Source organism: Paracoccus sp. pheM1 (assembly GCF_018499825.1).
Lineage (GTDB): Bacteria > Pseudomonadota > Alphaproteobacteria > Rhodobacterales > Rhodobacteraceae > Paracoccus > Paracoccus versutus.
Map to the genome: position 1 here is coordinate 953,436 of NZ_JAGXCX010000002.1, position 13,953 is coordinate 967,388.

Below are 13,953 nucleotides of genomic sequence, written 5' to 3' on the forward strand. Positions count from 1 at the left end.
GTCCGGCCTTAGTCCTGCACCGAGCCGAGGCGGATGCGCGGATCGAGCGCGACGTAGAGCAGGTCCACGACGAGGTTGATGACGACGAAAAGCAGCGTGACCATCATCAGGTAGGCGACGACGACAGGCCGGTCGAGGCTGAGGATCGAGGTGATGATCAGCCGCCCGATGCCGGGCCAGGCGAAGATGGTCTCGGTGACGACCGAATAGGCGATCAGGTGGCCCAGCTCGATGCCGATGACCGTGACCACGGGGATCATCACGTTCTTGCCGATATGCTTGATATAGAGCCGCGGCCCGCGCACGCCCTTGGCGCGGGCGAACTTGACATAGTCCTGCGAGGCGACCTCGACGGTGCCGGCGCGCGTCAGCCGGGTGATGATGGCCATTTTGGTCAGCGACAGGTTCAGCGCCGGCAGGAACAGGTGGCTCAGCCCGTCCCAGGTCAGGAAGCTCCACTGGATACCGAAAACCGAAACCGTGTCGCCGCGCCCGGTGGCCGGAAACCAGCCCAGCGTCACCGAGAAGACCAGGATGAACACGATGCCGACCCAGAAGCTTGGCAGCGAGAAGCCGAAGATCGAGCCGCCCATGATCAGCCGCGACAGGTAGCTTTTCGGCCGCAGCCCGGCATAGAGCCCGGCGGGCAGCCCGACGCTCAGCGCGATCACGAAGGCCGCGGCCGCCAGTTCCAGCGTCGCGGGCAGCCGCTCGATGATCACGTCGAAGACCGGGCGGTTGAAGACGAAGCTGTGCCCGAAATCGCCGTGCAGCGCATTGGAGACAAAGACCAGGAACTGCGTCCAGATCGGCTGGTCGAGGCCGAGATGGCGCCGCGCCTCCTCGATCTGGGCCTGGTTGGCCGAAGGATCGACCAGCAGATAGACCGGGTCGCCGATCAGGTTGAGGCCGAAGAACACGATGACCATCATGGCCAGGATGATCATGGCGGCGGTCAGGATGCGTCGGATAAGGTATTCGGTCACTGGCGAAGTCCTCGCTGGCTGGGCAAAACCGAAGGCCGGGCGCGATCAGGCGCCCCGGCAAACCGGCCTTACTGCGTCGCGGTGATGTTGGAGGCGCGGGTGAAGACATCGGTGCGCGGCGTGACCGTCAACCCCTCGCGCGCCGCCCAGACACCCGACAGGAAATGTACCGGCACGATCGCCACCTCGTCGAGCGCCTGGGTCTCGGCTGCCTTCAGCAGTTCCTCGCGCTTTGTCGGGTCGTTTTCAACCACGGCCTCGTTGGACAGCCGGTCCACCTCGGGGTCAGAGAACCGGCCGCGGTTGTTGGCGCCGGTGCCGGCTTCGTCGTCATAGGTCATCACCAAGGCGGAGAGCGCGGCATCGGCCACGCCGTTCGCGGCGCCGAAACCGACCAGGAAAAAGGCGAATTCCGGCTCGCCGTTCGGGCCGCCATTGCTGGCGCGGCCGAAGAAGGTCGAGCCGGGCAGCGTCTGCACCTGCGTCTTGATGCCCCCCGCCGACAGAAGCTGGCCCATCGCCTGGCAGACCTTGGCGTCGTTCATATAGCGGTCCGAGGTGCAGTGGATGGTCAGGTTGAACCCTTCGGGATAGCCCGCCTCGACCAGAAGCGCGCGCGCCTTCTGCGGATCGTAGGCCGGCGCGGTCAGTTCGGGGAAATGCCCGACCATGCCCTCGGGCACGAACTGGCCGGCGGGGGTGGCGAGCCCGTCCATGATCCGGTCCGAGATCAACTCGCGGTTCAACATCAGCGACACGGCCTGTCGGACCCGGACATCGAGGAACGGGTTGGGAATCGGCGCCCCGCTCTGGTCGGTGACATACTGATTCTTTTCCGCATGCTGATTCAGCGCGACATAGTTCAGCATGTAGGAGGTGCCGGAAAACACCTGCACCTTGGGCTCGCCCTTCAGCCGGGCGACCAGCGTCGGCGCCACCTCGTCGATGACGTCCACGTCGCCCGACAGCAGCGCCGCCACGCGCGTGCTGTCATTGGCGATGAAGCGATAGGTCAGCTTGTCGAACTCCGGCGCGCCGCCCCAATAGGCGTCGTTCGCTTCCAGCGTGACGTGGTCGCCCGGCACCCATTCGACCCATTTATAGGGCCCGGTGCCCACGGCGGCCTTGCCCGACAGGAAATCCTGCTCGGCCGCGTCCTTCGCGGCCGCGCTGGAAACGATGCCGAAGGTCGTGAGATTGTTGATCAGGATGGCCGAGGGCTGGGTGGTGTGGATGCGGAAGGTCAGGTCGTCGACGATCTCAACCGCCTTCACATCGTTCAGATAGGTGGCGAAGGTGCGCGACGCCTTCAGGGTCTTCGCCCGCTCGATCGAGAATTTCACGTCTTCGGCGGTCAGTGGCTTACCGTCGTGGAAGGTGACGCCCGGACGCAGATGGAACTGATAAACGGTCGGCTCGACCAGTTCCCATGTCTCGACCAGCCCCGGCACCGGCTGCTGGGCGTTGTCGGTGCCGAACAGCGGTTCATAGACCTGTCCGCCGATATTGCGGTTCGGGCCGAACAACACATGCGGGTCGGCCGAAGAGATCTCGGCCTTGATGCCGATGTCCAAAGCCTCGGCCCAGGCGCCGCCGGCAAGAAGGGCCAGCGCGGCCGCGCTGCAGCACAGCGTCGATTTCAGCATCATCATTTCCTCCAGTTTTATTCATCAAAACTTGGTTTTATTTTATTGCAAAGATCGCCGGATCGTGCAACAGAAATGTCGCCACCCGAGGAGGACGAGGATGCTGACCCCTGTTGAGACTGCGGTTCTGGAGCAAGCGGACACGGATCTTGGCTGATCCTTGATCGAGACATTCTCGCGCCAGTTCCGCTGTTTGCCCGACGAGGTCCGGCAGGGCGCCGAGCAATTGCGCACGCGGCTGCTGGAGGCCGGGCTCGACCCCGTCACGCATCAGGCCGAGATCTATCTGGGTATCCCGATCTCGGCCCAGGTCCGGGTCGCAGGGCAAGTGATTCCCGCCAAGGCCTCAGCGCTTTCCCCCCAGGCCGCCGTCACCGGGCCGGCGCTGCGCCTGCCGTCCCGCAAGGGCGTGGGCCGCCTGCATAGCGGCGATCCGGCGGTGCTGTTCGACTTCGGAACCGAACCAGCCGAAGCGGTGCTGGCCAGGGTCAGGGGCCGTATCGTCGTGACCGACGGGCTGTCGAACCCTGCCCGCACCCGGCTGCTGGAGGATCTCGGTGCCCTGGGGGTCATAGTCGTGAACCCCGGAGACCGCTCGCATTGGGGCACGAACTCGCTGATCTGGGGCAACCCGGACGACCGCACCATGGCGGAACTGCCGCGCATCACCTCCATTGCGGTGCCGCATGCGGCGGGCCCGGCATTGCTGGCAGCCTGTGCCGCTGGCGCGCCGGTGACGCTTGAGGCCGAGATGCTGCATGGCTGGCACGAGCAGCCCGTCCTGACCGTCGACGTGCATCCGACAGGTGGGCCGAGCGCGGATTTCGTGCTGCTCCACAGCCATTACGACAGTTGGGAGGTCGGCGTCGGCGACAATGCCACCGGCAATGCCGTGCTGCTCGAAGTGGCGCGACTGCTGAGCCGGAACCGCCAGCATCTTACCCGCACCATCCGCTTCGCCTGGTGGCCGGGGCATTCCGCCGGGCGCTATGCCGGCAGCACCTGGTATGCCGACCATTTCGGCCGCGCGCTGCACGAGCATTGCGTCGCGCATGTGAACTGCGACAGTCCGGGCTGCCGCGGCGCGACCTCTTATGCCTCGATCCGCGGCATGATCGAGGCGGAGCCGCTGGTGGCCGGCGCGATCATGGACCTTTTCGGGCAACCGACCGAGCTGACCTCGCCCGGCCGGGCCGGCGACTATTCCTTCTGCAATCTCGGCATCACCGGCTGCATGCTGACCAGCTCCATGGTGCCCGAGCAGGAACGCCACGCCCGTGGCTGGTATGCGGTCGGGGGCTGCGGCGGCGATCCGGCATGGCATAGCGAATACGACACCATGGAGATCGCCGACCGTGCCGTGCTGGCCAACGACATCCGCCTTTACGCGCTTCTGGCCCTGCGCCTGTCGGCCAGGGGACGGCTGCCGCTGGACTATCGCCGCACCATGGCGCGGCTTTCGCCGCATCTTGCCGCCCTTGCGGGCAATGCGACTTCGGCCCTGGGGCAAGATTTTGGCCTGATGAAAGCACTGGCAAGCGTCGAGACCGGCCTCGAAGCATATTATCGGTCCGACCGCGACGCCGCGGCATGGAATCGCGAGCTGCTGGCCCTGTCGCGCGAGATCGTGCGGCTGGGTTATGCCGCAAGCGGCATTCACGACCAGGATCCCGCCCGGCCGGCCGGACCGCTACCCCTCGCCGATGGATTGCTAGAGCAGGATGCCGGTGCCACGCCCGCATGTCGAACCCGCCTTCTCCGGGCGACACAAGACGCCGTCCATCGCCTGAGATCGATTCCGAAGGCGGCCCGTCTGAAAAGTACGGTTTTGGGAGATGAGTTCATCTGAAACCGCTACAGCTTATAGTTCCGAACGCGGGCCGCATCACCGCCCTGCCCCGCAGGATCGGCGTGGCATTTGCGAACCGCGCCTGCTGCGACGCCTGTCGGTCATGGGCAACCTGTTGTTCGTCGCCCCCCAAATGCGATCTGCACATGCCCGAGTATCCCCAGATGCGCCCGCAAGCGGCGCGAGATGTCGCCCTCCATGATCTGCATGTGATAGCAGTCGAACATTAGCCGCAGGTTGTCGTGCCCGGCCACCTCGATGATCCGGGTCGCCTGGTCCGAGCCGGTCAGGAAATAGCCGGGCACGTCATGGCGGTTCAGCGGCTCGATCAGGATGGTGATGCCCAGCGGTCGGGCCAGGCGGCAGGCATGGTCGAGATTGGCCAGGAAAACCCGCTCGGCCGTCTGCCCGTCGGCATTGCCCGCCATGACATGCACCGTACCGCAGCCGATGGCGGCCGCATAGTCCAGGGTGCGCTCGATCTCGGCCCGTGCCTCGGCCTCGCGGCCCGGCAGGGCGGCAAGGCCGTTCTCGCCCGGCCGGCCGCACCGGGTGTTCAGGCCCAGCATCGGCAGGCCGGTCTCGGCCAGCGCGGCCACGACCTGTTCGGGCGGCACCTCATGCGGCCAGTGGCATTCCACCGCGTCGAACCCGGCGCGACGGGCGGCGCGGATCGCCTGCGGCAGCGGCAGATCGGCCCAGAGAAAGCCCAGATTGGCCGAAAACCGCGTCATTCGTCCCCCCAGGCGATGTCGTGCAACCGCACCAGTTCATCGACTTGCGCCGGTGTCAACCGGTTCGGCGTGGTCCCGCGTAGCAGCAGCGCCAGCCGCGCCGTCGCCTCAAGCTCCTCGATGGCGTTGCAGGCTGCCTCGAGGTCGAGGCCGGCGACGACCGGGCCGTGATTGGCCAACATCACCGCCGAGCGCCGGCCCGCCAGCCCGCGCACCGCATCGCCGATGGCCGGGTCGCCGGGCCGGAAATAGGGCAACAGCCGCACCCGGCCCAGCTGCATGAAGGCATAGGGCGTCAGCGGCGGCAGGAAATCCTCGGCATCGGCGTCCGGCAGGGTCGAGAGCGCTACCGCATGACAGGAATGCAGGTGCACCACCGCCGCCGTCCGGCTCCGCGTCTCGTAGAAGGCGACGTGCAGCGGCATCTCCTTGGTGGGCCTGTCGCCGCCGATCTGCTGGCCTTGCGCGTCGAAGCGCGCAAGGCGTGCTGGATCGAGCCGGCCGAAGCTGGTGCCGGTCGGGCTGACCAGAAGCCCGCCATCCGGCGTCCGCGCCGAGAGGTTGCCGGTCGAGCCATGCGTCAGCCCGCGCTCGAACATCGAGCGGGCCAAGGCGCAGATCCGCTCGCGCAGCCGCGCTTCCGCGGTCATGACGCCGCCTCGCCCGCCAGCACCGCGGCCGCGGCGGCGAAGAAGTCGGGGCCGCCGAAATTGCCGGATTTCAGCGCCAGGCGCAGCGGACCTGCTGCAAGGGCCGGCACGCCGGGCGCGATCTCGGGGCCGACATCGAAGCTGGCGATGCCGAGCGCGGTGGCCACCGCGCCCGAGGTCTCGCCGCCGGCGACGACGAAGCGGGTGGCGCCCTTGTCCCGCAGCAGCCGCGCGAGGCGGGCGAAGACATCCTCGATGGCCACGGCTACGCGCTCACGGCCATGGGCACGCTGTACGGCGCGGACCATCTCGGGCGGCTGAGAGGCGGCGATCAGTGCCGGCTCGGTCTGTGCCAGCGCCCAATCCGCCATGGTCCGGATGGTGTCGCCGTCCGCCGCCAGCGCCTCGCCCGCGGTCAGCAGGCGTTTCGGGCCGGCATAGGCGGCGATCTGGCCCAGCGTCGCCGCCGAGCAGCTGCCCGACAGCAGGATCGCCGGCCCGTCCGAGCCGGTCCATGACCGATAGGCTGGCCCGTCGGCCCCCAGCGCCCGCGCCAGGCCGGCGCCGATGGCCGAGCCGCCGGTGACAAGCGACGCGTCGCGCGCCAGCAGCCCCAGCCGGTCGATATCGCCGTCATCGATGGCGTCGGCGATGACGAAGCGGCCGTCCAGCCGCGCCAGCGCCGCTGCTGCATCCGGGCCGCGCAGGGTCGCCAGCGGCAGGTGGGTCACGGGCTGCCGGGTCTGCAGGCCCAGCCAGCGGCGCAAGTCCGGGTCGGTCATCGGCGTCAGCGGATGGTCGGCCAGCGGACTTTCCGACAGCAGCCGGTCGCCGACGAACAGATGGCCCTGATAGACCGTGCGCCCGGTTTCGGGAAAGCTGGGCACGAACAGCACCTTGCCGGCGCCCAGATCCTCGGCCAGCGCCTCGGCCACCGGGCCGATATTGCCCTCGGGCGTGGAATCGAAGGTCGAGCAGTATTTGAACAGGATGCGCCCTGCCCCCTGCCGCTTCAGCCAGCCGACCGCGGCGCGGGATTGCGCGACGGCCTCGGCCACCGGCAGCGTGCGGGTCTTGAGCGCGACGACGGCCACCGCCTCGGTTCCGGCACGCGCGGGCAGGTCGCCGGCATAGAGCCGGGTGTCCAGCCCGGCCCGCGCGATCATGTTCGCCAGGTCGCCCGAGCCGGTGAAGTCGTCCCCGATGGCGCCGATCAGCATGGTGAAGCCCCGCCCGTTCCCAGAAAATCCGCGATATGCCGTGCGCAGGCGCCGGGCGCCTCCAGCGGCAGGTAATGGCCCGCGCCCTCGACCAGTTCGAAACGATGGCCGCCAAGGGCCGCGGCGCTGGCGGCGCGGTCGGGCGGCGCGGCGGGATCGGCGCTGCCGCTGAGAAACAGCACCCGGCCCTGCGCCGCCGCAATCATCGGCGTGGCGCCGGGCCGCGACAAGGCCAGTTGCGTCTGAGCCTCCAGAACCGCCTCACCGCCCTCGGCCATGGCGAGGATGCGCTGCCAGATCTCGGGCCGATCCGCCGCCCCGGCACCTAGCTGGGACGAAAGCCCCTCGGCCAGCGCCGCCGCTGCGCCCCGCTGCCGGGCCTGTTCCAGCATCGCCAGCCGGGCCGCACGTTTCTCGGGCACATCCGGGAAGGGATTGGCCGCCAGCAGGACGACCGTGCGGGCCCGGATATGGTCCAGGTGATGCGCCGCCAGAATCGCGCCGAGCGAGAAACCGAGCACGACATCCTCGGGCCGGATCGCGGCCAGTTCGGCCGTGTAATCCTCGACCGCCGGGCGGTCCAGCCGCACCACCCGGCAATCGCCGTTCGAAACCCCAAGCTCGGCCAGCAGCGGCGCGAAGACCTCGGCCGTGCAGAGCGTGCCGGGGATCAGCCACCATTGCCCGCCCATCAATAGCCCCCCGAGGCGATAGGCACCGCGCCCGGCCGGTCCAGCGCCTCGGCCACCGCCGCCCGCATCGCGCGGGTCAGCGTGCCGAAATCGTTGCCCGGCGTCACCAGCGCGAAACCCTGCGCCGCGCGCCTGGCCGCGTCGGCCCCGTCAGCGCAGAAGATCCCGGCGGGAATGCCGGCCGCCTTCGCCCGGTCCAGCACCTGCGCGATGGCGGATTCCGAGCGGCTGCGGTCGGTGCCGACGGCCCCGTCCAGCGCGAAGGCCAGGTCGTTCGGGCCGACATAGATCATGTCGATCCCCGGCACTGCGAGGATGGCGTCGATGTTCTCGACCGCCTCGGCTGTCTCGATCATCGGAATGACCATGATCTCGGCATCGGCGCGCCGCACATAGTCCGGCCCGCCATAGAGCAGCCCGCGCGACGGCCCGAAGGAGCGGTTGCCATGCGGCGGATAGCGGCAGGCGCGGACCAGCGCCGCCGCCTCCTCGGCGGTCGAGATCATCGGGCAGATCACGCCATAGGCGCCGCAATCCAGCACATGCATCAGCGTCGGCCCGTCCAGCGCCGGCACCCGCACCAGCGGGATCGCCGGGGTGCCGGAAATGGCTTGCAGCATGTGCAGCGCCTCGGTGCGTCCCAGCATGCCGTGCTGCATGTCGACGGTCACCGCATGGACCCCGGTATGCCCCATCCCCTCGGCCGAATAGGACGAGGGAATGGACAGCCAGGCGTTGACGATGGTGCGCCCCTGCGCGACCATGTCGCGCAGGATGTTGCGGCGCATGTCCGGCTGCGCGCTCATGTCAGGCGAACTTGTAGACGGGCAGCAGATGCGCCGGCGCGACGAAGCCGCCCGCGTCCAGCGCCAGCCCGGCCACGTCGGCCATCGCCACCACCTCCTTGGCGAATTCCGGCCGCTTGCGATGGTCGCCCGAGGCGATCAGCACCAGCTCGACCGTGTGGTCCGAGGTGTTGCGGATCCGGCGCCAGACATCGCCGGGCACCGAACAGGTGTCCCAGGCGCCCAGATCGACCGCGACGTCACCAGTCTCGTTCAGCTCGATGCGGGCGCCGCCGTGGCGGGCGATCAGCACCATCTTCTCGGGGATGCGGAAGCGCGAGACCTGCTGCCCCGGCGCCAGCCGCAGCCATTCCAGCGAGAAGCCGTGCGGATTGGTGATCGGCGCGGCATGGTCGCGGTTCTGGGTGATGCCCGGGCCGATGACCGGCGCAATCTCGGCGCCGCAGCCGGTCAGGCCGCGGTCGAGGAAGGCGGGGCGGAAATCGCGGTCGGCTTCGGTCACGATGCGCTTGCGCATCTGCTCGGGCGTCCATTCGCGCAGCCGGGCGACATCCGCGTCGGCCATCGGCGCGATCACCCCGTCCTCGCCCGGCTTCTCGTCGCCGCGCGCGGTGTCGATCAGCATGTTCTCGCTCGAGATATACAGCCCGTATTGCGCCGCCTCGCGGATGATCTCGGGATGGAAGATCACGCCGCCGGTATTGTCTCCGCCGAGGCAGGTGAACAGCCAGCCGTCATCCGCGCCGGTATTGGTGAAGCCGCGGAAGATCCAGGTCGGCACCGACAGGATGTCGCCCTCGTGCCCGACGAATTCGTTTTCGCCCTTCGAGCCCCAGCGGAAGGTCCACTCGCCGCGGAAGTTCATGAAGACCTCGGCAGTGAAATGGATGTGCAGGTTGTTGGTGATGCCGTTCGGCATCGCCGCCGCACCGATGTTGAAGCCATGCGGCTCGGGCAGGTTCACCACCTGGTCCGCGGCCGAGCTGACGCCGGGGCCGATAATCGAATAGTTCTCTTTCAGGTGCGAGCCGGGCTTCTTGCAGTCGATGAAGGCCACGGTGCAGGACACGTAGTCCGCGCGGCGGACATGGCGCTTGCTGGCGTCTTCGGGGGACAGGTGGGTCATCTGGATTCTCCGGGTTTTCAGAAGGATTGCGTGGCGATGCGGGTGCCGTTTTCCGCATCGAACAGGTGAAGTCGCGCGTCCTGGGTGGGGGCGAAGCTGACCGGCTGGTCCAGCTCGCGCCGGAAATCGGCCGGGCCGCGGGCGCAGACATGGGTGCCGCGCTGGCGCAGCGTGACCAGCGTGGAATCGCCCAGAAGCTCGTTGGCATAGAGCGGGCCCTCGATCGGGCCGGTCTCGGCGATCCGCAGGTGCTCGGGCCGCACACCCAGTACCACCCGCCCCTGGGCGGCGGCGCCGAGGCCGGGGATGCGCACCGCGGGCGCCTCGAAGACGCCGCCGCGGATCTCGCCTTCAATCAGGTTCATCGCCGGGTTGCCGATGAAGCCCGCGACGAAGAGGTCGGCCGGTTCGGAATAGATCCGCTCGGGCGTGTCCAGCTGCACGATGCGGCCGTGGTTCAGGATGGCGATGCGCGAGGCCAGCGTCATCGCCTCGGTCTGGTCATGGGTCACATAGACCGTGGTGATGCCCAGCCCGTGATGCAGGTGCTTCAGCTCGGCCCGCATCGTCACGCGCAGCTTGGCGTCCAGATTCGACAGTGGCTCGTCCATCAGGAACAGCTTGGGGTGGCGGATGATGGCGCGGGCCAGGGCGACGCGCTGGCGCTGACCACCGGAAAGCTCGGCCGGGCGGCGGTCCAGGTAGGGGCCGAGCTCGACTTTCTCGGCAGTGATGCGGGCCTGTTCCCGCCGCTCGGCCCGTGACATACCGCGTAGCTTCAGCGGATAGGCGATGTTGTCGCCCACCGTCATATGCGGATAAAGCCCGTAATTCTGGAACACCATCGCGATGTCGCGGTCCTTGGGCGGCAGATCGTTGACGCAGACGTCGCCGACGAAGATCTGGCCCTCGGTGATGTCCTCCAGCCCCGCGATCATGCGCATGGTCGTGGTCTTGCCGCAGCCCGAGGGGCCGAGAAGGACCAGGAATTCGCCATCGTGGATGGTCAGGCTTTGCTGCGGGACGGCCAGGAATTCGCCGTATTTCTTGACGATTTCGACAAGTCGGATGTCTGCCATGACGGCGCTCTCCTATTTGACCGCGCCGGCGGTCATGCCGCGCGTGAAATGTTTCTGGATGACCAGCGCCAGCAGGAAGATCGGCACGGTGATCAGCACGCCCGCGGCGCTCATCAGCTCCCACAGGTCGCCGCGCTCGGTGCGGAAATTGGTCAGCGCGACCGGCAGGGTGGTGGCATGGCGGCGGGTCAGGATCAGGGCGAAGAGGAACTCGTTCCAGGTCAGGATGAAGCTGAAGATCGCCGAGGTGATGATGCCCGGCGCCGCCATCGGCAGCACGATGTCGCGGATCACCCGCAGGCGCGAGGCGCCGTCCATCATCGCCGCCTCCTCGCTGTCCAGCGGGATGGCGTCGATGAAGCCCTTGATCATCCAGATCACGAAGGGGGTGACAATGGCCACGTTGACCACGACCAGCGCGATGCGCGTATCCAACAGGCCCAGGGTGCGGAACATCAGGAAGAAGGGCAGCACGATCACCACCGCCGGCACGAATTGGGTCGAGATCACGGCAAAGAACAGCGACTTACGGGCTCTCATGCGGAAGCGCGAGAAGCTGTAGGCGGCCAGCGCCGCCGCCGGGATCGAGATCAGCACCGTGGCCCCGGCCACGATGGTGCTGTTCAGCAACGCATGGCCCAGGTTCCAGGGGTTCGAAAAGATCGTGACGAAATTCTGCAAGGTCGGCTGGAAGTTCAGCGAGATGTCATAGGCGTCGCGGGGGCTCTTGAACGCGGTCAGGAACATCCAGAGGATGGGGAACAGCGCGACGAAGCAGACGACAAGCAGGGTGATCGTCTCGGCAGCGCGCGAAAGAGCGGAACGTTTCATGCCGTGGCCATCTTTCTTTCCTTGAGGAGCATCCGCACATAGCCGGCCGAAACCGCCATCAGGATCGCCGTCAGCACCCAAGCCAAGGCCGAGGCATAGCCCATGTCGAACCACTTGAAGCCGACCTTGTAGACGTAGAAGGCCAGGGTTTCCGTCGCGACGCCGGGGCCGCCCCCGGTCAGGGTCACGACCTGGTCGAACATCTTCAGCGCGAAGATCGTCTTGAGCACCGCCACCACGACCAGCACGCCGGTCATCTGCGGCAGGATCACGTCCCACAGGATGCGCAGCGACGAGGCGCCGTCCATCCGTGCCGCCTCTTCGGTGGCACGCGGGACCGAGGCGAGGCCGCCCAGGCACATGAAGGTCATGTAGGGCGTCCAGTGCCAGACATCGGTGGCGATCAGCACCCCCAGCGCAAGATGCGGATCGGCCAGCCAGGGAACGCCGGCCAACGGCGGAAAGACCTGGCCCAGCCCCTTGGCGATGACGCCGTATTCGGGGTTGAACATGAAGCGGTAGCTGACGCCGATCAGCGCCGGGCTCATGGCGAAAGGCAGGATCAGGATAACCCGAGTGAAGTCGTGCAGCGGGCCACGCCGGCGCAGCAGCAGGGCAAGGCCCATGGCCAGCACCACGGTCAGCGCCACGCTGACGACGACGAAGACCACCGTCACCCAGGCCGTGGACAGGAAGTTGGCGTCCGACAGCGCCTGGGTGAAGTTGTCCGCACCCACGAAGCCCTGCGGGCGGCGCTGTTTCGACAGATCCCAGTCGCGGAACGCGGTGATGAAGGAATAGGCCAGGGGATAGATCGTCGTCGCCACGACGATCATGAAGGCCGGCACCAGCAGGTAATACTGGAGTGAGCGGTCGCGCACGCTGTGCCCTCCGTCCGGTGTCTTGCGGTGAAGTTGATGCGGAGCGCCGCGGCGCTCCACGGTTCGGGCGATCAGTGGGCCGCGATCTCTTGCGCCGCCTTGTCCAGCGTGGCGGCGACATCGCCGGATGCACCCGAGGCGAGCGAGGAGATCGCCGTCTCCAGCACCTCCGAGATGCGCGGCCAGTCCGGGCCATAGGGGATCATCGGCGAATGCTCGATGGCGACGGCCGCCGCCTCGTGCATGCCGCCCCAGCGGGCATTGACCTCGGGATCGGTCAGGTTGGACTTGTGGACCGCCACAACCTCGTTCAGCGCGGGATCCAGCAGGATCTGCTTTTCCAGCGCGGCGTCGGAAACCCAGGACAGAAACTCCATCGCCGCCTCGCGGTTTTCAGTTTCCTCGGTGATGCCGAAATACCAGGTGTTGGTATAGGTGGTCGGCGGAAGGCCGGTGACAGCCGGCAGCGTGGCGATGCCGATCTGCGCATCGGTCAGCTTGGACTGCTCGGGATTGGTCAGCTGCGAGCGCACCCACCACCAAACCGGCAGCATGGCGGAATTGCCCTGCTTGAAGCTGTTCACGGCATCCTGCTCGGTAAAGACCGCCGCGCCGTCCGAGACGATGCCATCCTTGCGCAGGTAGTCGATATACTGCGCGGTGGCCTTGACCCCGGCCTCGGAGTTGAACAGCGGCTTGCCGTCGGCATCGATGACATCGCCGCCATGGCCCCAGAGCAGGTTGTACCAGACCATCAGGTTCTGGCCGTTCAGCTTGCCGTAAGGCAGGGCGATGCCGGCCACGCCGGTCTTTTCCCTGACCGCCTGGCCGGCCGTGGTCACCTCGTCCCAGGTCGCCGGTACCTCGACCCCTGCATCGGCCAGCAGATCCTTGCGATAGAACAGCAGCTGGATATGGCCGCGGATCGGCAGGCCCGACAATGCGCCGTCGATATAGGCGCGGTCCAGATGGATCTTGGGGTAATCGGCCAGGTCCAGGTTGTTGCGCTCGACCATCTCGTCGATCGGCGCCAGCAGCATGTCCATGGACTGCACCCATTGGTCCATCACCGCCACGATGTCATAGCCGGTCCCGCCGATCATCTCGGCCGACAGCGCCTCGCGCATGTTCGGAAAGGGCACATAGTCGATCTGCACCTCGATACCGGTCCTGTCGGTAAAGTCCTGCAGCCGCGCCTGCTGCGCCTCGAATTGCGAGGATTTCACCAGCAGCGCCTTGAGCACGGTGCCATCATAGGGCTTGCCCTCGGTCAGGGTTCCCGCCGCGGCGGTCGATCCCATCAGGCCGGCCAGGGCCGCGATTCTCAGAATCCTCATGTCTCCTCCCCTGATGCAACGGGTCAGCCCGGTTGCTTGCAGCCACTTACAGGTCGAATCAATAAATTGTCAATAATTTTGTCGATAATTATTTTGACGATCTCGTCGAGGATCTT

At 67.1% G+C, this 13,953-nt stretch carries 13 protein-coding genes; 1 reads left to right on the plus strand and 12 read right to left on the minus strand.

The window, feature by feature from the left end:
- Positions 1 to 8: 8 nt before the first annotated feature.
- Entirely contained in the window at positions 9 to 986 is a 978-nt protein-coding gene (locus KF941_RS18820) for an ABC transporter permease (protein ID WP_214274206.1), read from the minus strand.
- Between the two features lie 68 nt (positions 987 to 1,054).
- The gene (locus KF941_RS18825) at positions 1,055 to 2,638 is read right to left on the minus strand and encodes an ABC transporter substrate-binding protein (protein WP_214274207.1); all 1,584 of its coding nucleotides are present in this window, start codon (positions 2,636 to 2,638) and stop codon (positions 1,055 to 1,057) included.
- Between the two features lie 154 nt (positions 2,639 to 2,792).
- On the opposite strand from KF941_RS18825, the gene KF941_RS18830 reads away from it, so the two are divergent.
- Complete coding sequence (locus tag KF941_RS18830; RefSeq protein WP_214274208.1) at positions 2,793 to 4,481, plus strand: M28 family peptidase; 1,689 nt, start codon at positions 2,793 to 2,795, stop codon at positions 4,479 to 4,481.
- 101 nt (positions 4,482 to 4,582) lie between these two features.
- Here the strand turns inward: KF941_RS18830 and KF941_RS18835 are convergent, their stop codons facing one another.
- The 10 genes from KF941_RS18835 to KF941_RS18880 form a co-directional block, all read right to left on the minus strand.
- Positions 4,583 to 5,215 (minus strand): TIM barrel protein, encoded by a 633-nt coding sequence (locus tag KF941_RS18835; RefSeq protein ID WP_346429014.1) that lies wholly within the window; start codon positions 5,213 to 5,215, stop codon positions 4,583 to 4,585.
- Entirely contained in the window at positions 5,212 to 5,865 is a 654-nt protein-coding gene (locus KF941_RS18840) for an aldolase (protein WP_214274209.1), read from the minus strand. The genes KF941_RS18835 and KF941_RS18840 overlap by 4 nt, the downstream gene beginning before the upstream one ends.
- On the minus strand, positions 5,862 to 7,085 hold the full coding sequence (gene otnK / locus KF941_RS18845; RefSeq protein WP_214274210.1) for a 3-oxo-tetronate kinase: 1,224 nt from the start codon (positions 7,083 to 7,085) through the stop codon (positions 5,862 to 5,864). The genes KF941_RS18840 and otnK overlap by 4 nt, the downstream gene beginning before the upstream one ends.
- Positions 7,079 to 7,777, minus strand: a complete 699-nt coding sequence (locus KF941_RS18850) for an alpha/beta hydrolase (protein ID WP_214274211.1) — start codon at positions 7,775 to 7,777, stop codon at positions 7,079 to 7,081. The genes otnK and KF941_RS18850 overlap by 7 nt, the downstream gene beginning before the upstream one ends.
- Entirely contained in the window at positions 7,777 to 8,583 is an 807-nt protein-coding gene (locus tag KF941_RS18855) for an aldolase/citrate lyase family protein (RefSeq protein WP_240540491.1), read from the minus strand. The genes KF941_RS18850 and KF941_RS18855 overlap by 1 nt, the downstream gene beginning before the upstream one ends.
- 1 nt (position 8,584) lies before the next feature.
- Positions 8,585 to 9,709: a hypothetical protein gene (locus KF941_RS18860; protein ID WP_214274212.1), complete on the minus strand. Its 1,125-nt coding sequence runs from the start codon at positions 9,707 to 9,709 to the stop codon at positions 8,585 to 8,587.
- A 17-nt stretch (positions 9,710 to 9,726) separates the two neighbouring features.
- Positions 9,727 to 10,788, minus strand: coding sequence for an ABC transporter ATP-binding protein (locus KF941_RS18865; RefSeq protein WP_214274213.1), 1,062 nt, complete (start codon positions 10,786 to 10,788; stop codon positions 9,727 to 9,729).
- A 12-nt stretch (positions 10,789 to 10,800) separates the two neighbouring features.
- Positions 10,801 to 11,619: a carbohydrate ABC transporter permease gene (locus tag KF941_RS18870; protein WP_214274214.1), complete on the minus strand. Its 819-nt coding sequence runs from the start codon at positions 11,617 to 11,619 to the stop codon at positions 10,801 to 10,803.
- The gene (locus tag KF941_RS18875) at positions 11,616 to 12,500 is read right to left on the minus strand and encodes a sugar ABC transporter permease (protein ID WP_214274215.1); all 885 of its coding nucleotides are present in this window, start codon (positions 12,498 to 12,500) and stop codon (positions 11,616 to 11,618) included. The genes KF941_RS18870 and KF941_RS18875 overlap by 4 nt, the downstream gene beginning before the upstream one ends.
- Before the next feature lie 71 nt (positions 12,501 to 12,571).
- Complete coding sequence (locus KF941_RS18880; RefSeq protein ID WP_214274216.1) at positions 12,572 to 13,837, minus strand: sugar ABC transporter substrate-binding protein; 1,266 nt, start codon at positions 13,835 to 13,837, stop codon at positions 12,572 to 12,574.
- Positions 13,838 to 13,953: the final 116 nt, after the last annotated feature.

Bases quoted from the DNA above. Each gene is read 5' to 3' on its own strand.
- KF941_RS18825 (WP_214274207.1), bottom strand. From the start codon at position 2,638: ATGATGATGCTGAAATCGACGCTGTGCTGCAGCGCGGCCGCGCTGGCC.
- KF941_RS18835 (WP_346429014.1), bottom strand. From the start codon at position 5,215: ATGACGCGGTTTTCGGCCAATCTGGGCTTTCTCTGGGCCGATCTGCCG.
- KF941_RS18840 (WP_214274209.1), bottom strand. From the start codon at position 5,865: ATGACCGCGGAAGCGCGGCTGCGCGAGCGGATCTGCGCCTTGGCCCGC.
- otnK (WP_214274210.1), bottom strand. From the start codon at position 7,085: ATGCTGATCGGCGCCATCGGGGACGACTTCACCGGCTCGGGCGACCTG.
- KF941_RS18850 (WP_214274211.1), bottom strand. From the start codon at position 7,777: ATGGGCGGGCAATGGTGGCTGATCCCCGGCACGCTCTGCACGGCCGAG.
- KF941_RS18855 (WP_240540491.1), bottom strand. From the start codon at position 8,583: ATGAGCGCGCAGCCGGACATGCGCCGCAACATCCTGCGCGACATGGTC.
- KF941_RS18860 (WP_214274212.1), bottom strand. From the start codon at position 9,709: ATGACCCACCTGTCCCCCGAAGACGCCAGCAAGCGCCATGTCCGCCGC.
- KF941_RS18865 (WP_214274213.1), bottom strand. From the start codon at position 10,788: ATGGCAGACATCCGACTTGTCGAAATCGTCAAGAAATACGGCGAATTC.
- KF941_RS18870 (WP_214274214.1), bottom strand. From the start codon at position 11,619: ATGAAACGTTCCGCTCTTTCGCGCGCTGCCGAGACGATCACCCTGCTT.
- KF941_RS18880 (WP_214274216.1), bottom strand. From the start codon at position 13,837: ATGAGGATTCTGAGAATCGCGGCCCTGGCCGGCCTGATGGGATCGACC.